The organism is Pseudomonas sp. MWU16-30317, from assembly GCF_020515695.1.
Lineage (GTDB): Bacteria > Pseudomonadota > Gammaproteobacteria > Pseudomonadales > Pseudomonadaceae > Aquipseudomonas.
Window position 1 is genome coordinate 73,528 of record NZ_JAIWJA010000008.1, and the last position, 17,283, is coordinate 90,810.

A 17,283-nucleotide genomic window follows, 5' to 3' on the forward strand; every position below is an offset into this window, starting at 1 on the left:
CCATGACTGTCCTCAAGAACTTGATCGACGACGCCGTGCTCTGGCGACGGCACTTCCACTCGACGCCCGAGCTCGGTTACCAGGAGCTGCAGACCTCCGATCGTGTCGCCCAGTTGCTGGAGAGTTTCGGCATCGAAGTGGTCCGCGGCCTGGGCGGCACGGGTGTGGTCGGTACTCTGCGCAATGGCGAAGGCCCGAGCATCGGCATCCGCGCCGACATGGACGCCTTGCCGATCCAGGAGCTGGGCAACGCCGCGCACAAATCCACCCACAAAGGCTGCATGCACGCCTGCGGGCACGACGGCCACACCACCATCCTGCTGGCCACGGCGCGGCATTTGAGCGAGACGCGGTGCTTCAGCGGCACGGTGCATTTCATCTTCCAGCCCGCCGAGGAGAACCTCGCTGGTGCGCAGGCCATGATCGACGACGGACTGTTCGAGCGCTTCCCGATGGAGGCGATCTACGGTCTGCACAACTGGCCAGGCGTACCGGCCGGGCACGTGGTCATCAACCCAGGGCCGATGATGGCCTCGCTGGACACCTTCGAGATCACCCTGACCGGCAAGGGCTGCCACGCAGCGATGCCCGAAAAGGGCGCCGACCCGATCGTCGCCGCCGCCGAGTTGGTGCTGGGCTTGCAGACCATTACCTCGCGGCGCCTGTCGCCGCTGGATTCAGCGGTGGTCAGCGTGACCCAGTTCAACGCCGGCGAAGCGATCAACGTCATCCCTGAAACCGCCGTGCTGCGCGGTACGGTGCGATGCCTGCAAACCCCGGTGCGGGCCAAGGTCCAGCAATTGATCGAAGAATTCGTCGCTCAATTGCCGCAGGCCTTCGGCGTGACCGGTGCGCTGGATTACACCGTGGGCTACCCGGTCACCGAAAACGACCCTGACGCGGCGGCGGTCATGCGCCGGGCAGCGATCGCGGCGGTGGGTGAGGACAAGTTGCAATGGGGCTGCAATCCGTCGATGGCGTCGGAGGATTTCGCCTTCATGCTCCAGGCCCGGCGGGGAGCGTACGTGTGGTTGGGCGTGGATGGCGAGACGCCGTCGGCGGCGTTGCACAACCCGTATTACGACTTCAATGATGCGGTGATAGAACCGGGTGTTGCGGTGTGGACGGCGTTGGTGGAGCAGTCGTTGCCGCTGCAATGAGCGCGAGTTGGAACGGCCCCAGCGGGCCGTTTTCAACCAATCCAGGCGTTGTGCGACAGGGGACTCAGCTAAACCCCGCGACCTCATGCGGCACGTAGGATGCCTCAAGTTGGTCGATCTCTTCACTCGTCAACTTCAGCGACATCGCTGCTACGGCATCCTCCAGATGCTGCGGTTTGCTCGCACCCACCAGCGGCGCGGTCACCCCGGCTGATTGCGCCACCCAGGCTAACGCGACCTGCGCCCTTGGCACGCCGCGCGCCTTGGCCACACTGGCGACCGCCGCGACCACTTGCCGATCGGCGTCGGCGGTACGCGCCAGATACAGCGTCTTGCCGAACGCATCGGTGTCGGCACGGCTGCTGCTCTCATCCCAATCCCGCGTCAGCCGCCCGCGTGCCAGCGGGCTCCAGGGCAGCACTGCAATGCCCTGATCGCGACACAGCGGCAGCATCTCGCGTTCTTCCTCGCGGTTGAGCAGATTGAGGTGATTCTGCATCGACACGAACGGCGTCCAGCCATTGGCCTTGGAGGTGTGCAGGGCCTTGGCGAATTGCCAGGCATACATCGATGAAGCGCCGATATGCAGCGCCTTGCCGGCCTTGACCACATCGTGCAGGGCTTCGAGGGTTTCTTCGATGGGGGTGTGATAGTCCCAGCGGTGGATCTGATAGAGGTCGACATAATCGGTGCCGAGGCGCCGCAGGCTGTTGTCGATCTCGCTCAGGATCGCCTTGCGCGACAGGCCGCCGATATTCGGCGCCTGGCGCAACGGGAAGAACACTTTGGTGGCGATCACGATCTCGTCGCGACGGGCGAAATCACGCAGGGCCCTGCCGACGATTTCTTCCGAAGTACCATCCGAATAGCTGTTGGCGGTGTCGAAAAAATTGATGCCCAACTCGACGGCCTGCTTGATCAGCGGGCGGCTCTTTTCCTCGTCGAGGGTCCATGGATGGTTGCCACGATCGGGGATGCCGTAAGTCATGCAGCCTAGCGCTACGGGGGAGACCTTGAGGCCGGTGTTGCCAAGGGATTTGTAGTTCACGTGGTTCTCCTTGTTGATCAGCTAAGAGGGTTGCGCTGCACCGCGATGCACTTGATCTCGACCAGCAGGCCTGGGTGCGCCAGTTCGGCCACGCCAATGCAAGTCCAGGCGCACAAGCCGCGGGGGAACGTCCGGTTTTTGACCTCGCGAAACAGCGGCATGTGGCGCGCCATGTCGATGTGATAAGTGGTCATGTCGACCACGTCCTCGAAACGGCAGCCGCCGGCGTCGAGCACGCTGAGCAGGTTTGCCCAGGCGGCGACAAACTGCTGCTCCGGATCGATGATGACTTCCAGATCGGCCGTGCGCCCCACTTGGCCGGCACAAAACAACGTCGCGCCGACTCGCACGGCCGGGGCATAACCGGCGCGCTCGACCAACGACGTCATGGCCTCGGGGATGATGATTTGACGGTCCGGCATGGGCGAGGCTCCAGGTAGATGAGCTGTCGACTGTAGCAGCGGTTCGGCAGGGCGCGAATTAAGTCGACAGTGGGATGCTCCTGAAAGTGCCCTGGCAATCAACACGGAGCCTGCGAGGAGTCGTCCCGGTATGGGGCCGAAATACCTGAAGTAAATCACTCGGGCTGCTGTAGCCGACTTCCAGCGCCGGCTCGATCCCACTCAAACTTGATTCAACCGGGCGATGGTCATGCCTGATGGCGGCATGAGCGTGCAGGCGATGGGCGTATCATTGATGAGGAATCATTGCCCACTCAGAATGGTCTTCTGTAAACCCAGCACCCCTGCATCTGAACGAGATGACGCCTATGCAAGAACACGACTTTCTCCAATTGCTCGCCGACGAGGGCTTCGGCACCCCCGTGGTGGTCGAGCGTGAGCCCCTGGGCACGCTTGACGAGCATGCGCATCCGTTCGAAGCCAAGGCGTTGGTGCTGCACGGCAGTCTGCGTATCCGTACTGCCACGGGCGAGCGGACCTATGCCGTTGGTGACGTTTTCCATCTGCAGCGAGATGAGCCGCATTCGGAAGTGTTCGGGGAGGAGGGCGTACGGTATCGTGTGGGGCGCAAGCAAACCTAGGGCAGACGGCTCTGGAGGTCCCGCTAAAGACTGTTCAGTATGTCTTCCACCCCCACCACACGCGCATAGTCCATCGCCAGATTACTGAGCGACATGGCATGCACCTCTTCCGCCCGCCAAAGGCGTCCATCCAGGTCGGTTTGATCAAAGGTGTAACAGCCATCGCGCGGTACGATCACCGCAAAGCCAAGGTTCCCGCCCGATCGCGCAGTAGCCTCCAGCGAGTTGTTGGTGATAACGCCTGCCACCACAATCTGGCGAATACCTCGCACATGGAGCCAGCGCTCAAGGCCACTGGCAATGAAGGCGTCCGGCACGTTCTTCTCGACCACGTGTTCGTGGGGCAGCGGAGCTAGTGCTTCCTGAAACTCGCAACCCGGCTGCCCTGGCCAGAATACCGAACCCGGCGTGCGCGATAGATGCCTGACGTGGACGATGGGCCGATGCGATTGCCGCCAGGCATCCAGCAGCGCTTGAATTCGCAGCTCGGCGTCTGGATTGTTGCGTCGTCCCAGTTTTGGATCGTTCATGCCTTTTTGCATGTCGATGATGATCAGCGCGGCGTTAGCCTCCAAGTCGTCCATAGCCCATCCTTTCGCAAAAAAACCGCAGTACCCGCAAACCTCAACGCTTGCTCAACGCCAATCGCGCCGCAAACATCACGAAGATCATCCCTGTCGTGCGATCCATCCAGGTGACCACCTTTTCGCGCCGCAGCACGCCGGCCAGCGGCTGGGTGGCGCCGATCAATATCGACGACCAGATCAATCCGATCAGCAGATGAATCCCCACCAGGCCAAACGTCCAGATCACCGGCGACTGACCGGCCGGAATGAATTGCGGCAGAAACGACACGTAAAAAATGCCTATCTTGGGGTTCAGCAGGTTGCCGGTCATGCCTCGGATAAACCAATTGGAGCGCGGCCTGGCCTGCGTTTCCAAGGCAGACAGCGAGGTGCGTGGGCGCATCAGCATATTCAATCCGAGCCAGCACAGGTAGGCCGCGCCGCAATACTTCAGGACGTTGAACGCCAACTCGGAGACGGCAATCAGGGCACCCAGGCCGAAGGCCACGGCGGCGCCCCACAACAGGCAGCCCACGTTGATGCCCAACACTGCGCGCAGGGCCTGCTGTTTGCCTTCTACCGTGGCGGTTCGCAGGATCAGGGCAGTATCAAGGCCGGGCGTGAGGGTCAACACGGTGGCGGCGAAGGTGAAGGCGAGGAGGTTGTCGGCGATGGACATGGGCGGGGGCTTCTAACGTGCGGTTGAGTGTGGCGTTAGCACAGGCTGGGCCAGCCCGACCACGGCGAACGCGCACCCTTGCTCCCACAGTGCAGGACGCCGGACCTGCTTGCACTGTGGGGGCAAAGATTGCTCGCCAAGCGGCCGGTAGCCGCACCGCATCTCGTGCCGCCAATCAATACTTGAACCGCCCTACCAACTCATTCAACTCCCCGCTAATCCCGGTCAACCGATCCGAATCGCTCTGCGCCGAATGCGCCAGCTCTTCCACCAACTGCGCATCGGCATGAATCTGCGCGATATGGCGGTTGATGTCCTCGGCCACCTGATGCTGCTCCTCGGCCGCGGTGGCGATCTGTGTGTTCTGATCGCGAATCGAATCCACCGAATGGCGGATCTTGTCGAAGCTGTCGCGGGCCAGCTGGATGCGCTCGACGCTGGTCTGCGACATCTGCACGCTGCCTTGCATCTGCCTGGTCACTTCCTGGGTGCGCCGTGCCAGGTTGCCGAGCAGGCTGTCGATCTCGCCGGTGGAGTCGGCGGTGCGCCGCGCCAGGGCCCGGACTTCGTCGGCGACCACGGCGAAACCGCGGCCCTGATCGCCAGCGCGGGCGGCCTCGATGGCGGCGTTGAGCGCGAGCAGGTTGGTTTGCTCGGCGATCGAACGAATGGTGTCGAGGATGGTGTTGATGTTCTTGCTGTCCTGCTCGAGCGCCTGCATGGTCTGGGTCGATTGCTGCAGGTTGTCGCTCAGTTGCATGACGCTGCCGGTGGCTTCGCCGATGTGCTGCTGGCCATCGTACACGTCGCGGTAGCCCGCATCAGCGCTGGACGCAGCCTGGCTGGCGGAGCGGGCCACTTCGTTGGCGGTGGCGACCATCTCGTTGAAGGCGGTGCTGACCAGCTCGACGGCCTCGCGCTGACGCCCGGCGGCGTCGTTCATGTTGTGGGCGACCTGGCTACTGCCGGCAGCGGCCTGTTGCAGGTCGGACGAGGCGCTGCCGATACGCCGCACCAGTTGGGCGATCATGCTCAAAAACTGGTTGAACCAGCTGGCCAGGGTGGCGGTTTCGTCCTTGCCTTGCACGGTGAGGCTGCGGGTCAGGTCGCCTTCGCCCTGGGCGATTTCCTGCAGGCCGCCGGCGACACTGCGGATCGGCCGCACGATCATTCCGGCGAAACTGGCGCCGACGATGGCGAAGATGATCGCCAGCACCGCGGCGATGCCTGCGATCAGCCAGGTCAGGTGCGAGGCCTTGGCCATCACTTCGTCTTGCTTGATCAGGCCGATGAAGCGCCAGCCCAGGCTCTCGGAGGTGTAAATGTTGACCATGTACGGCACGCCGTCGATGTCGATTTTGGTCACACCGTTACCGCTGTTGGCGAGGGCGGCGTAGTTGGGGCCCAGGTCGGCGAGGGACTTGAAGTTGTGTTTGGCATCGCTGGGGTCGACCAGCACGTTGCCGTTGGCTTCGACCAGCATCAGGTAGCCGCTGTCGCCGAGCTTGATGTGCTTGACCAGTTCGGTCAGTTGCTTGAGCGACACGTCCAGCCCCACCACGCCCAAGGTATTGCCGTTGGCGTCGTCGATGGTGTGCACGTTGCCAAGCAGCACCACGTCGTCCGGCGCCCAGTAGTAGGCCGAGGTGCGCAGGCCTTTGCACGGTGCGGTAAGGGCAGTTTTGTACCAGGGGCGAACGCGCGGGTCGTAATTGGTCAGTTTGGCGTCGTCGGGCCAGCTGACATAGCCGCCGTCCTTGAGACCCACGGACAGGTAAGCGGTGCTCGGATGGCTCTTGGCAAAGTCGCCAAACAGCTGCAGCAGTTGCTTGCCGCTATCGGTCATGGGGATTTGCGCGGCATCGGCGCCGCTGTAGTTTTTCAGATCCTTGATGCCCGCGATGCGTGGGTCCTTGGCAAGGTATTCGACGTTCTGGCTGATGCCGTCGAAGAATTGCTTCATGCCGTTGTCGATCTGCCGGATCTCCCGGCCACTGCTGTCGAGAAAATCGGCTTGCGCCGCATCGCGCAGGTTCAGCACGACGAGCACCGCCACCAGGATAACCGGCAGGCACGCGACGGCCGCGAAAGCCCAGGTCAGCTTGTGTTTGATATTCATGACTTCTTCCGCAGGTATTTGGGCGTATCGGGATCGGCAGAAAGGCAAGTCAGCTAGGCAGCGTCGCGTTTTATCAGCAGGACAGCGCCCACGCGTACACACCATTTATCGGCAGCAAGGGCAGGGACTTTAGGTACGCCAGGGGACATCGGCGCGGGCGTCATGATACAAAGTGGCTCAATGACTACAGGGCAGTGCATGAGCGCCGCCCCGGCCCGCCCGACCACAGGAGCTGACATGCAAGACGCTGATTTCGACCCGAGCGCCACCGCCTCGATCCTCGCACAGGCCTGGAGCAGTGGCGACTTGTTGACCGCACTGGCGGCCGGCAACAAACCCGAGACCCTGGAGCAGGGCTATGCCGCTCAGGACCATCTGTTCCAACTGGCCGGCGGCACCCGCGCGGGTTGGAAGCTCGGCGTCGGCAGCCCGGCGGCCATGCGCGGGGCCAACCTGTCGCGGCCGCTGGTCGGGCAGCTCGAGCGCGCACGGCTGCACAGCAGTGGCGTGCAGCTGAGCCTGCCGGCCTATACCCCGGTGACCATTGAATGCGAAATCGCCTTCGTGCTCGATCGCGACCTGCCGCCGCTGCCCGGACGAAAAATCGACGCCGCCGATATTCGCAGCACCTGTGTGACCTTCGAGGTGGTGCGCTCGCGTTTCGTCGACCGCAAGACCGTGGGCTGGCCAAGCTTTACCGCCGACAACGTCGGCTTCGAGGCCCTGGTGGTCGGTCAAACCCTGTGTCAGGGCCTTGATCCAGAAGTCATGCGCCAGTTGGCCGAAAACGTGGTCGTCTATCTCAATGGCGAACCCCGGGCCAAAGGCCTGTTCGACGACACCGCGACCGATCCGCTCAATTCCCTTGCAGCGTTGTACGAACATGCCGCGCAACGCGGCGAAACGCTGAGGGCCGGTGACATCATCACCACCGGTGCCATGTGCGAGGCATTCGACATCAGTGGTCCAGGCCACAAACTGGCGGCCCGCTACTTCGATAACGAGCTGACGTTTTCGTTTTGATTCATGCTGGCCGCTCCTCGCCGGATAAACCCGGCGGCGAGGACCGGTCGAGCAAAAACGGCAACAGCGCCTTCATGACTTCATCTGGCGATTCTTCAGGTTGAAGATGCCCGCCCTTTATCGCCTCGCCCCGCACATCTCGCGCCCATTTGCCCCAGATGGCCAACGGGGAGTGCGCGCCCGCATAAGTCTTCGGCCATAACACCAGCACTGGGCATGGCAGTTGGCGGCCGGCAGCGCGGTCGGCGGCGTCATGTTCCGTGTCCTCGTTGGCCGCTGCTCGATAATCTTCACACATGGCATGCCGGACCGAGGGCTGGCGAAACGCTGTGACATAGGCGTCCAATGCCTGCGGATCGATGTTAGCCAGGTCCCCAGCCATCTTGCTCAAGGCGTTCTTGATAAAAGCCTCCGGGTCGACGGCCAGCAGGCGCTCCGGCAGGTCGAAGGGCTGAGCCAGAAAGAACCAATGGAAATTGGCCAGCGCAAACGGCTTGTCCATTGCCTCCCAGACATCCAGGGTCGGCATCACGGTCAGCGAGGCATAGCGCGTGACTCGCTGCGGGTGATCCAGCGCCATCCGGTAGCCCGCGCGAGCACCACGGTCGTGGCCCACGACCGCGAAGCGTGAGTGGCCGAGCTGTTCCATCATCTCGACCAGCGCTTGCGCGACGCGCCTTTTGCTCCAGCGCGGCTGATCGGCCACGGTGCGGCTGGCGCCATAACCCGGCAGATCCGGGGCGATGACGGTGAAATAGCGGGCGAGCCGTGGGGCGATATAGCGCCACGTGACGTGAGTTTGCGGATAGCCATGCAGCAACAGCAGTGGCGGCCCGGCACCGCCGATCACGCCCTTGAAGGCCACATCGCTGGTATTGACCTGCAATGGCGCAAAGCCGGGGAACAGTTCGGGGATAGCGTCAGCCATGGTCGTCTCCATCAATGGATCGCGCTGGAATCGACAAAACCTGCGAGGTCGCGGTTGAAGCGCGCGGCCTCCTCGAGGAAGGGCGCATGCCCTGAGTTCGCATACACAATGCTCGTGGCCCGAGGATTGAGCTGTTTGGCGCGTGCGATCGCGGACTTTGTTTGTACCAGCGCATCCTGCGCGCCATAGAGCAATAGCACCGGGACCGTGGCACCGCCAAGCGCTTTGACCGCATCGACATCCATCGACTGTACCGCCCGCTGCATATCCCAGGAGGCCATCGCTGCATTGGCGAACAGCCGTTCGAAGGTACTGCGATCAGGCTGGGTGTGAAAGCACAGGCCGAGAAATTCTCGGACGGTATCGAGGTGAGTCTTCAGGTCTGGGGCGTTGAGATCCTGATACACCTGTGGGTGGGCCACGATCTGCTCCGGCTTGAGTTCGATCACCCCATCGACATACACGGCACCGCCAATCTGGCCGTCACCGTATCTGGCCAGATAGTTGGATATCACTGCACCGCCCAGGGACCACCCCACAAGCATCGGCCTGGTCACCTTTGCCGCCTGCATGACGACAGCCAGGTCATCGGCCCAGCGGTGCCCTTCGGCGTAGGCCTGGGCATTTACCGGTTTGCCGGACAGTCCGTGACCGCGCAGGTCGTAGGTGATCATCCGATAGCGTTGCAACTCGGGGGCGTTCACCTGGTTGTCCCAATTCAGGTGACTGCCCAGCAGACCATGAATGAAGACGATGGCAGGTCCGCTGGGGTTTCCGGACTCCTGGACGGCCAATGTCACCCCATCCGGCGTTGTGACGTTGTAGCTGATGCGCTCGGCATGGGCGACGCTTGCGGTGGCCGCCAAGGCGCCGCACAAGATCAAGGTAGACAGATTTTTGAACAGGGCAGGGGTAGGCATGGGGTGACTCCAGATCGGGTAGAGAGGATCAGTCTCAACCCTCACTCCGGTGTGAGGGTCAAGGCAAAGATGCTACTGTGTGGCGCTGTTCCTCAGATCTCCCATCAGGTCCCGTTGCCATGACCCAACCGACCCTGCACCGTGCGATGAGCATTGGCGAACTGGCCCGCCAGACAGGCGCCAGTGTGCGTTCTATTCGCCATTACGATGAGCAGGGGCTGCTAGGGTCCACTCGCAGTGCAAACGGCTACCGATCCTTTACGGCGGCGGCTGTCACCCAGGTCAGGCAAATCCAGCGCCTGATCGCCACAGGCTTCAGCCTGGCCGAAATCCGTGGTTTCCCCGACTGCATGCGCATGATCGAAGGCGCCAGTGCCTGCCCTGAAACGTCTGCCGCGCAGCGACAGCGTCTGCAATCCATAGAACAGCAGATCGCCGAACTTGAAGATCGGCGCGCACGCTTGTTGCACATGCTGTCGGAAGGTGCGTCGCCAGCGCCGGAGTGACGGACAGATCCGCCTCGCTGTCTTCCACTCTTGCCGGCAGGTGCGCCGCCGACAGCCCATATGTCACAAAGTGTTTCACCATTTCCTCTGATCTTGTACGATAACGTACCTGTGTTTTTTGCAGGTCTACAATTTCAATAAAAGCTGGGGAAACCGACCTGTGATCATTCGCAGCATCGAAGTCATCCGCATCAGTATGCCGTTCACCGCGGGCACCGAATCGCGGCGCAATCTGGGCGAGGCCAAGGACGATGACGCCTTCAACGCCGCCTCGCCGCGTCACCGGCGTATGGAAAGCCTGATGCTCAAGATCACCACCGACACCGGGCGAGTGGGCTGGGGCGAAGCGTTCGGACACGGTTCCAACCCGGTGACGTTCAAAGCGTTGTCCGATGTCGTCGGGCCGATGTTTATCGGCACTCGGCTCGAGGACCGCGAGCAGACACTGGAGAAGGCGCGCCGTGCTGTGCATGGGTTTGGCTCGACCGGGGCAATGGTCTACGCGCTCTCGGGCATCGACATTGCCTTGTGGGACCTCGCCGCGCAGGTCGCCGACGTGCCGCTGTATCAACTGCTCGGCGGCGTTGCGCGCACCCTGGAGTTGTATGCCAGCCTGGTCAGTTACGGCAACGATCCTGACGAAGTGCGCCGCCAGGTCAGCCGCGCTCGCGCGCTGGGCTTTCGCAAGATCAAACTGCATGAGACCGAGGTCGACGCCATTGCCGCAGCCCGCGAGGCATTGCCGGTGGCGGCGGGCGAGTTGATGGTCGACGTCAATTGCCCGTGGTCGGTCGCCCTGGCCAGCGATGTCGCCCAGCGCTTGCGCAGCCTGGAGTTGACCTGGCTCGAAGAGCCCGTTTGGCCACCTGATGATATCGCCGGCCTGGCCGAGGTGCGGCGCCAGGGTGTGCCGTTGTCGGCTGGCGAGAACGCGGCCGGGGTGCAAGGTATCAAGGCGCTGCTCGAACAGCAGGCGATCGATGTGGTGCAACCCAGTGTGGCCAAGATCGGTGGCATCAGCGCCATGCTCCAGGTGTTCGATCTGGCGCAGCAGCATGGCGTGAAGGTCGTCCCCCATTGCTTCTATTTCGGCCCTGGCCTGTTGGCCGTGGCGCACCTGTGCACCTTGCTGCCTGCCGATGTCGCCGTGGAGGTGCCGTTCATCGAGTTCGAGCGCCTGTTGTTCCCGGCCCTGGCGTTCACGCCGCGCATGGAGTTGCCAACCGCTGCAGGGCTCGGCATTGCGCCTGATCTGCAGGTGATCGAAGACTACTGCGTCGAGCGCGTGGTGCTCCTCTAAAACCGTTCAGTTGTGTCATCAACAACAATAAAGGCCATAGAAAAATGAAAGGCAATTACCGCTGGTACATCGCCGGCTTGCTGTTCTTCGCCGGCATGCTCAACTACCTCGACCGTGCGGCGCTGTCGGTGGTCGCCCCTCTGCTCAAGAGCGAGTTGCATATTGATGACGCGCAAATGGGCTTTATCTTCAGCAGCTTCTTCGTTGGCTATTGCGCGCTGTGTTTCATCGGCGGCTGGGCAGCCGACAAGTACGGGCCAAAGAAGGTATTTGCCTGGGCGGCGGGCACCTGGTCGATATTCTGCGGGCTGACCGCCGCGATCACCGGTTACGTCCAATTGCTGGTGTTCCGCGTGTTGTTCGGCATGGGCGAGGGCCCGATGGGCACCACCACCAACAAGGCGATTACCAACTGGTTCCCTCGCGAAGAGGCCGGGCGAGCGCTGGGTTTCACCAACTGCGGGCAGCCTCTGGGCGCAGCGCTGGCCGGCCCGGTGGTCGGGTTGGTGGCCTATAACTTTGGCTGGCGCATCTCCTTTGTGGTGATCGCCGTGCTGGGGGCGTTGTGGTTGCTGGCCTGGTTGATGATCTTCAAGGACACCCCCGAGCAGCATCCGAAGGTGTCCGAGGCCGAGCGCCAGCTGATCCGTGCCAGCCGCGAAGAAGTGCTGGTCGACAACGTCAAGGAAGGCCGCAGCCTGTTCAGCTATATCTTCTCGGCGCCGGTACTGGCGGTAGCGACGGCATTTTTCTGCTTCAACTACGTGCTGTATTTCTTCCTGACCTGGTTGCCCAGCTACTTCATGGACTACCAGCATCTGGATATCAAAAGCATGAGCATCATCGGCGTGATCCCTTGGTTGGGCGCAGCGGTGGGCTTTTTGGGCGGCGGGTTTCTCACCGACCTGCTCGGCAAGAAACTCGGCAATGTGATCCTCGCGCGCAAGATCATGCTCACTGTCGGGCTCGGCGTGGCGGCCGCTTGTGTGCTGATCACCACGCAAGTGGCCTCGCTGGGCATGGCGGTGGCATGCATCACCGTGTCCAGCGTGTTCCTGTTCGTGACCCCGCAGATCTGCTGGTCGTTGATCCAGGACATCGTGCCGAAAAATCGTGTCGGCGGCACTGGCGGCTTCGTCCATCTGCTAGCGAACCTGGCCGGGATCATCGCCCCCGCACTGACCGGCATGGTGGTGCAGTTCGGCGGCGGCTATAACGTGGCGTTCGTTATCTCTGCCGCCGTGTGCGGTGTAGGCATGGTAGTGGTGATTCTGGCGGTGCGAGGCCACAGCCATCACCTGCCCACCGCAGCGGCAGTGACGCGCTGACGGTGGCGGCAATCGGGCTGGGTGGGCTCAATCGATGGCATCACCCAGCACCGTGACGATCCGCTCGGCGATGTGCCCCACATGGGTTTCCAGCGCAAAGTGGCCCGTGTCCAGCAGCTCGACCACCGCGTTGGGATTGTCCCGCGCATAGGCTTCGGCGCCCGGCGCAATGAAGAACGGGTCGCCCTTGCCCCAGATGACCAGCGTCGGCAGCCGGGTATCACGGAAAAACTGCTGGAACGCCGGATACAGCGTCAGGTTGTTGCGGTAGTCGTAAAACAGGTCCAGCTGGATATCCCGATTACCCGGGCGCTCCATCAGCAGCGTGTCGAGATAATAGGCCTCGGGCGCGATGGCCAGCGGGTCGGCGACCCCCTCCACATACTGGTAGCGAATGCCTTCAAGGGTGAGCACGGCATCATTGATGACCTGGCGATTTTGCGCAGTCGGCTCGGCCCAGTACTGGCGAATCGGTGCCCAGGCATCTCCCAACCCCTCCAGATACGCATTGCCGTTTTGCGAGATCAGCGCGCTGACCCGCTCGGGGTGCGCCAGTGCCAGGCGCAGGCCGGCGGGTGCGCCGTAATCGAAGACGTAAAGGGCGTAGCGTGTCAGCCCCAGCGCGTCGACGAAGGCCTCGAGGGTCTTGCCGAGGGCGTCGAAAGTGTAGACGTAGTTGCGCGCGGTCGGCACCTCGGTGAAGCCGAAACCGGGCAAGTCTGGCGCGATGATCCGGTACTTGTGCGCCAGCAGCGGAATCAGCTCGCGAAACTGATGGGACGAACTGGGGAAGCCGTGCAGCAGCAACAGCACGGGGGCATCGGCCGCGCCGGCTTCGCGGTAGAACACGCGAAGGCCATCGGCGTCGGCATATTTGTACGCAATCGGGGTGTGGTGGGTCATGGGACAGGTTCCTGTAACTTTCAAATATGGTTTTAGTGGTTACAGACTCAATCTTTCATGGATTTGGTAACTGGTCAAATTGTTTTTATGGGTTACAATTGCCGAATCGTACTTTGGATGACCACCATGACCTCCCTCGAAGCCTCCCTGAATCCGCTGTTGTTGGGCGACCACCTGGCCTTGGATTTGCTGAATACGCAGATGATCGTGGAAGGGCAAAAACGTGACCTGCTGGCCAATGACAGGGACGCTGCTCGTTGGCTCGAGCAAGTCGGGCTGGGCCCCGCCGATGAGCTGACCGGGCTTGAAGACGGCCGCCTGGTTGCGCAACTGCGTTTGTTGCGCGATAGCATCGACAGCCTCGTGGCCGCGCGTCGCGATAACCTCCCGGCTGATCCATCGGCGCTCAACGCCTTCCTGCGACCGGCCGTGCCGCAACTGTCGTGGGACGGCGCAGGGCCGCCGGTGCTCGAGCGTTTTCAGCAAACGGATGGCGTCGTGCGAAGGCTCAGTCAGATCGCCTTCGCCGCCGCCCAATTGCTCGCCGAGGGCGATGTGCACCTGTTGCGCAAATGCGAGAGTGCGGACTGCTCACTGATGTTCTACGACCGCACCAAGTCGCATAAACGCCGCTGGTGCAGCATGGCCTTGTGCGGCAACCGGCATAAGGTCGCGGAGTTTCGCAAGCGTCGGGCGAATGGCGCGCTTACGTCTCAGGGATAACTGTGGCGGCTTTCAAGAACCGCCGTGCATGATCAGCCGAGGGCAGCAAACACTGATCATATTTGCCAAAAAGCCGGTAGCGATTGAACGCAATACGATCATAGGCCCAGTCCCGCAGCCCCCGCGGGCAGCCGCGTAACAGCAGCAAGGGGCGCCATTTGCCGGGCAGTTGCGCAACCACCTCGAAGAAGGCATCCGACTGCACCCAGTAGTGGTTATCGCGAATCACCGCCATGGTATCGAACTGGTCCAGTGGCAACCCGGCCCAGGCCAGCAGCGCCTGGCCTTCGGGCGATTGCACGCTGGCCAGGCGCACACGCTGTTGGCGGTCGTGACGGATCAGGAACCTCGCCCAGCCATTGCACAGCTTGCAGACGCCATCGAACAACACCACGGTCTCGCCGGGCTTGAGCAGGGGGGCGGGAGTCGAGCGGGTCAAAGGTGATGGCATCGGCGGGGTGGTCCGTGGCGGCAGTCAGGCAGCGATCATAGTTCAGCCCTGCGTTCACCGCCATGAACGAAAAAGCCGCTGTCAGCAACGACAGCGGCTTTTGTTGGTGAGCGACAGCCTTACCAGCGACCATCACCCCGACCGTGGTCGAAGCCGCGATCATAACCACGATCGTAGCCCCGGTCATAGCCACCGCCGTAGTAGCGCGGTGGCGGTGGTGGTGCGTAGCGGCGGTACTCATACCGCGGCTGCACCGGCACGTACGCCACTGGTTGATACTGCGGACCATAACCGCGGTATTCCTGACGGTAGTGGTGATTGTCGTGGCCCGATCCGCTGATCACGGTGGCCAATACCGCTCCCACTGCCGCCCCGGCGATGACGGGCACTATTACATCGCGCTGGTCAGCAGAGGCCGCGCCTGCAGCCACCAGGCAACCGGACAGGATCAGGGCTTGAGTCAGCTTCGAAATCATAGGTGTCTCCTCTGGCGTCGTGTGTGGGTTCGCCATGGATCTATGAAACAACGAATCCGTGTCAGGGGAGGTCTAGGGTTCGTAAAGGTTAGGTAAAGCGCCCAGTGAACGCCGATCAGAGAATGGGCAGTTCCCCCAACTGGTGAAACCGCTGATCCATATACAACAACGGCGCGGCCACACTATCCGGGCATAGTACCTCGCACACTTCGCCGAGGAAGATCCCGTGGGTCTGCCAGTCCACCACCTTCGCCACCTGGCAGTCGAACGCCACCAGCGCGTGGGCGGACATCGGCGAGCCGCTGGCAAGCGTAGTCCACTCGTCTGTGGTGAAGCGCTCGCCACGCCGTGCGGAGCTGCTGAACTGCTCGACGATGGGCACTGCCGAGGCGGCCAGCACATTGACGCAAAAGCGGCCGGTTTCCTGGATCATCTCGAACAACGAGGCATTGCGGTTGACGCAGATGAGCAAGGTCGGCGGATCGCTGCTCACTGACGTCACGGCGGTGGCGATCATGCCGCCGAACACGTCGCCGCGGTGGCTAGTGATCAGGCAGACGCCCGCCGCCAGTCGGCGCATGCCGGCGCGATAGGCATCCGCCGGGTTGTGGTTATCGAGGTGTGGCATGGCTATTCCTCTAACGTTCAAAACCGCGGCACACGGCCTTCGATCGGGTGATGGGGGTCGACCGGGCCCAGGCTCGAACTCTTGCCGGGTGACACCAGCGCATCGCAAAAGCGTTCGTCCTCGGCGCTCCAGGGGCAGGCGAGGGCCGCGACGCCGTCTCGCCATTGTTCGAAGGTGCGCGGGCCGACCAGGGTGCTGGTGACCTGGGTGTTACGCATGACCCAGGCCTGCGCCAGGTGCGCCGGTTGGCGGCCGGTGCGCTCGGCGTAGTCGACCAGTTGCGCGGCCACCGCCAGCGACTCGGGGCGCCACTCGGCTTCAAGCATGCGCGGGTCGGCGCGGGCGATGCGGCTGCCGGCTTCGGGCGCCGCGCCGGCGCGGTATTTGCCGGTGAGGATGCCGCGGGCCAACGGGCTGTAGCACACCGTGCCGACGCCATAGTGGTGCGCGGCCGGGAGGATCTCGACCTCGGCTTCACGGTTGACCAGGTTGTACAGCGGTTGCGTCGCTATCGGCGCACTGATGCCGGCTTCACGCGCCAGGCGCACGGTTTCGGCCAGGCGCCAGGCCTTGAAGTTCGATACCGCAAAGTAGCCGATCTTGCCCTCGCGGATCAGGTCGGCGAAAGCCAGCACCATCTCTTCGAGCGGCGCCTCGAAATCCGCCTTGTGCATGTAAAGAATGTCGATGTAGTCGGTGCCCAGCCGTTGCAACGAGCCATGCACGGCCTCGCGTATCCACTTGCGCGACATGCCGCGCTGGTTGGGCCCGGTGCCCATCGGGTTGCCAACCTTGGTCGCCAGCACCCAAGCGTCGCGCTCGGCGGCGATGGCGCGGCCGACCACGCGCTCCGATTCCCCCTGGTTGTAGAGATCGGCAGTGTCGATGAAATTGACCCCGCTGTCCCGCGCGCTGGCGATGATCCGCTCGGACGTCGCCGTGTCGGTGGCGCCGCCGAACATCATGGTGCCCAGGCAGATTTCGGAAACGTTGAGCCCACTGCGGCCCAGGTACTTGTACTGCATATCGACTGTCCTCGTAGAACAGGGCGCCGCGATGGGCACCCCGCGTGCCCATCAGGCTGGAATGACCGCAGTGGTAGCGATCTCGACCAGAAACTCAGGCTTGACCATCTCCAGCTTCACGCAGAAACGCGCGGGCAGCAGGTTCGGGAAATAGCTCACGTAGATCTCGTTGAACGCGTGATAGTCCTCGAGGTTGCGCAAGAAAATCTGGTTCATGGTGACGTGGTCCATGCTGCTGCCAGCGGCTTCGAGCACCACCTTGATGCTGTCCAGCACGCGGCGGGTCTGTACCTCTATGTCACCGATGCCGACCAGGCTGCCATCGACAGGATCGGTAGAGAGCATGCCCGCGACGAACACCTGATTGCCGGCCTTGATGCCCCAGTTGAGGTGGTTGAGCCCGGTGGCGGTCTTGCCGATGATCCAGCCTGCGGGGTTGATTGCCTGATTCATGTGCT

At 62.5% G+C, this 17,283-nt stretch carries 20 protein-coding genes; 7 read left to right on the plus strand and 13 right to left on the minus strand.

All coding sequences use genetic code 11. The annotated features are described in order from the left end of the window. Positions 1-2 precede the first annotated feature (2 nt). Positions 3-1,160: a M20 aminoacylase family protein gene (locus tag LIX93_RS21325; protein ID WP_226506045.1), complete on the plus strand. Its 1,158-nt coding sequence runs from the start codon at positions 3-5 to the stop codon at positions 1,158-1,160. A 64-nt stretch (positions 1,161-1,224) separates the two neighbouring features. Here the strand turns inward: LIX93_RS21325 and LIX93_RS21330 are convergent, their stop codons facing one another. Then, entirely contained in the window at positions 1,225-2,208 is a 984-nt protein-coding gene (locus LIX93_RS21330; RefSeq protein WP_226506046.1) for an aldo/keto reductase, read from the minus strand. Between the two features lie 17 nt (positions 2,209-2,225). Further along, entirely contained in the window at positions 2,226-2,630 is a 405-nt protein-coding gene (locus tag LIX93_RS21335) for a RidA family protein (RefSeq protein ID WP_226506047.1), read from the minus strand. Between the two features lie 347 nt (positions 2,631-2,977). On the opposite strand from LIX93_RS21335, the gene LIX93_RS21340 reads away from it, so the two are divergent. Then, positions 2,978-3,250, plus strand: coding sequence for a cupin (locus LIX93_RS21340; protein ID WP_226506048.1), 273 nt, complete (start codon positions 2,978-2,980; stop codon positions 3,248-3,250). A gap of 23 nt (positions 3,251-3,273) precedes the next feature. Here the strand turns inward: LIX93_RS21340 and LIX93_RS21345 are convergent, their stop codons facing one another. From LIX93_RS21345 to LIX93_RS21355, 3 genes are all read right to left on the minus strand, one after another. After that, a complete protein-coding gene (locus LIX93_RS21345; protein ID WP_226506049.1) occupies positions 3,274-3,834 on the minus strand; it encodes a cysteine hydrolase family protein in 561 nt (186 codons plus the stop codon). 40 nt (positions 3,835-3,874) lie between these two features. Beyond that, positions 3,875-4,495: a LysE family translocator gene (locus LIX93_RS21350; RefSeq protein WP_226506050.1), complete on the minus strand. Its 621-nt coding sequence runs from the start codon at positions 4,493-4,495 to the stop codon at positions 3,875-3,877. A gap of 175 nt (positions 4,496-4,670) precedes the next feature. Next, positions 4,671-6,614: a methyl-accepting chemotaxis protein gene (locus LIX93_RS21355; protein ID WP_226506051.1), complete on the minus strand. Its 1,944-nt coding sequence runs from the start codon at positions 6,612-6,614 to the stop codon at positions 4,671-4,673. A gap of 237 nt (positions 6,615-6,851) precedes the next feature. Between LIX93_RS21355 and LIX93_RS21360 the strand changes: the two genes are divergently transcribed. Then, on the plus strand, positions 6,852-7,637 hold the full coding sequence (locus tag LIX93_RS21360) for a fumarylacetoacetate hydrolase family protein (protein ID WP_226506052.1): 786 nt from the start codon (positions 6,852-6,854) through the stop codon (positions 7,635-7,637). Position 7,638: 1 nt separating this feature from the next. On the opposite strand, the gene LIX93_RS21365 is transcribed toward LIX93_RS21360, so the two are convergent. Then, on the minus strand, positions 7,639-8,565 hold the full coding sequence (locus LIX93_RS21365) for an alpha/beta hydrolase (protein WP_226506053.1): 927 nt from the start codon (positions 8,563-8,565) through the stop codon (positions 7,639-7,641). Positions 8,566-8,576: 11 nt separating this feature from the next. Next, entirely contained in the window at positions 8,577-9,485 is a 909-nt protein-coding gene (locus LIX93_RS21370) for an alpha/beta hydrolase (protein ID WP_226506054.1), read from the minus strand. Between the two features lie 119 nt (positions 9,486-9,604). Here LIX93_RS21370 and LIX93_RS21375 point away from each other — a divergent pair, with 119 nt between their 5' ends. From LIX93_RS21375 to LIX93_RS21385, 3 genes are all read left to right on the plus strand, one after another. Beyond that, a complete protein-coding gene (locus tag LIX93_RS21375) occupies positions 9,605-9,991 on the plus strand; it encodes a MerR family transcriptional regulator (RefSeq protein ID WP_226506055.1) in 387 nt (128 codons plus the stop codon). Positions 9,992-10,151: 160 nt separating this feature from the next. Further along, positions 10,152-11,291 (plus strand): mandelate racemase/muconate lactonizing enzyme family protein, encoded by a 1,140-nt coding sequence (locus LIX93_RS21380; protein WP_226506056.1) that lies wholly within the window; start codon positions 10,152-10,154, stop codon positions 11,289-11,291. 44 nt (positions 11,292-11,335) lie between these two features. Then, positions 11,336-12,619: an MFS transporter gene (locus tag LIX93_RS21385; RefSeq protein WP_226506057.1), complete on the plus strand. Its 1,284-nt coding sequence runs from the start codon at positions 11,336-11,338 to the stop codon at positions 12,617-12,619. 27 nt (positions 12,620-12,646) lie between these two features. Here the strand turns inward: LIX93_RS21385 and LIX93_RS21390 are convergent, their stop codons facing one another. Beyond that, complete coding sequence (locus LIX93_RS21390) at positions 12,647-13,522, minus strand: alpha/beta hydrolase (RefSeq protein WP_226506058.1); 876 nt, start codon at positions 13,520-13,522, stop codon at positions 12,647-12,649. A 126-nt stretch (positions 13,523-13,648) separates the two neighbouring features. On the opposite strand from LIX93_RS21390, the gene LIX93_RS21395 reads away from it, so the two are divergent. Further along, positions 13,649-14,245, plus strand: coding sequence for an ABATE domain-containing protein (locus tag LIX93_RS21395; protein WP_346015233.1), 597 nt, complete (start codon positions 13,649-13,651; stop codon positions 14,243-14,245). Here the strand turns inward: LIX93_RS21395 and LIX93_RS21400 are convergent. The 5 genes from LIX93_RS21400 to LIX93_RS21420 form a co-directional block, all read right to left on the minus strand. Then, the gene (locus LIX93_RS21400) at positions 14,229-14,696 is read right to left on the minus strand and encodes a thiol-disulfide oxidoreductase DCC family protein (RefSeq protein ID WP_226506060.1); all 468 of its coding nucleotides are present in this window, start codon (positions 14,694-14,696) and stop codon (positions 14,229-14,231) included. The genes LIX93_RS21395 and LIX93_RS21400 overlap by 17 nt on opposite strands. Positions 14,697-14,815: 119 nt before the next feature. Then, entirely contained in the window at positions 14,816-15,172 is a 357-nt protein-coding gene (locus LIX93_RS21405; protein WP_226506061.1) for a hypothetical protein, read from the minus strand. 115 nt (positions 15,173-15,287) lie between these two features. After that, on the minus strand, positions 15,288-15,800 hold the full coding sequence (locus LIX93_RS21410; RefSeq protein ID WP_226506062.1) for a flavin reductase family protein: 513 nt from the start codon (positions 15,798-15,800) through the stop codon (positions 15,288-15,290). A 17-nt stretch (positions 15,801-15,817) separates the two neighbouring features. Next, a complete protein-coding gene (locus LIX93_RS21415) occupies positions 15,818-16,825 on the minus strand; it encodes an aldo/keto reductase (RefSeq protein WP_226506063.1) in 1,008 nt (335 codons plus the stop codon). A 51-nt stretch (positions 16,826-16,876) separates the two neighbouring features. Then, positions 16,877-17,278: a Rid family hydrolase gene (locus LIX93_RS21420; protein WP_226506064.1), complete on the minus strand. Its 402-nt coding sequence runs from the start codon at positions 17,276-17,278 to the stop codon at positions 16,877-16,879. Between the last annotated feature and the right edge of the window lie 5 nt (positions 17,279-17,283).

Bases quoted from the DNA above. Each gene is read 5' to 3' on its own strand.
- LIX93_RS21365 (WP_226506053.1), bottom strand. From the start codon at position 8,565: ATGGCTGACGCTATCCCCGAACTGTTCCCCGGCTTTGCGCCATTGCAG.
- LIX93_RS21335 (WP_226506047.1), bottom strand. From the start codon at position 2,630: ATGCCGGACCGTCAAATCATCATCCCCGAGGCCATGACGTCGTTGGTC.
- LIX93_RS21360 (WP_226506052.1), top strand. From the start codon at position 6,852: ATGCAAGACGCTGATTTCGACCCGAGCGCCACCGCCTCGATCCTCGCA.
- LIX93_RS21405 (WP_226506061.1), bottom strand. From the start codon at position 15,172: ATGATTTCGAAGCTGACTCAAGCCCTGATCCTGTCCGGTTGCCTGGTG.
- LIX93_RS21355 (WP_226506051.1), bottom strand. From the start codon at position 6,614: ATGAATATCAAACACAAGCTGACCTGGGCTTTCGCGGCCGTCGCGTGC.
- LIX93_RS21395 (WP_346015233.1), top strand. From the start codon at position 13,649: ATGACCTCCCTCGAAGCCTCCCTGAATCCGCTGTTGTTGGGCGACCAC.
- LIX93_RS21345 (WP_226506049.1), bottom strand. From the start codon at position 3,834: ATGGACGACTTGGAGGCTAACGCCGCGCTGATCATCATCGACATGCAA.
- LIX93_RS21385 (WP_226506057.1), top strand. From the start codon at position 11,336: ATGAAAGGCAATTACCGCTGGTACATCGCCGGCTTGCTGTTCTTCGCC.
- LIX93_RS21375 (WP_226506055.1), top strand. From the start codon at position 9,605: ATGACCCAACCGACCCTGCACCGTGCGATGAGCATTGGCGAACTGGCC.
- LIX93_RS21415 (WP_226506063.1), bottom strand. From the start codon at position 16,825: ATGCAGTACAAGTACCTGGGCCGCAGTGGGCTCAACGTTTCCGAAATC.
- LIX93_RS21350 (WP_226506050.1), bottom strand. From the start codon at position 4,495: ATGTCCATCGCCGACAACCTCCTCGCCTTCACCTTCGCCGCCACCGTG.
- LIX93_RS21325 (WP_226506045.1), top strand. From the start codon at position 3: ATGACTGTCCTCAAGAACTTGATCGACGACGCCGTGCTCTGGCGACGG.
- LIX93_RS21420 (WP_226506064.1), bottom strand. From the start codon at position 17,278: ATGAATCAGGCAATCAACCCCGCAGGCTGGATCATCGGCAAGACCGCC.
- LIX93_RS21410 (WP_226506062.1), bottom strand. From the start codon at position 15,800: ATGCCACACCTCGATAACCACAACCCGGCGGATGCCTATCGCGCCGGC.
- LIX93_RS21370 (WP_226506054.1), bottom strand. From the start codon at position 9,485: ATGCCTACCCCTGCCCTGTTCAAAAATCTGTCTACCTTGATCTTGTGC.
- LIX93_RS21400 (WP_226506060.1), bottom strand. From the start codon at position 14,696: ATGCCATCACCTTTGACCCGCTCGACTCCCGCCCCCCTGCTCAAGCCC.
- LIX93_RS21390 (WP_226506058.1), bottom strand. From the start codon at position 13,522: ATGACCCACCACACCCCGATTGCGTACAAATATGCCGACGCCGATGGC.
- LIX93_RS21340 (WP_226506048.1), top strand. From the start codon at position 2,978: ATGCAAGAACACGACTTTCTCCAATTGCTCGCCGACGAGGGCTTCGGC.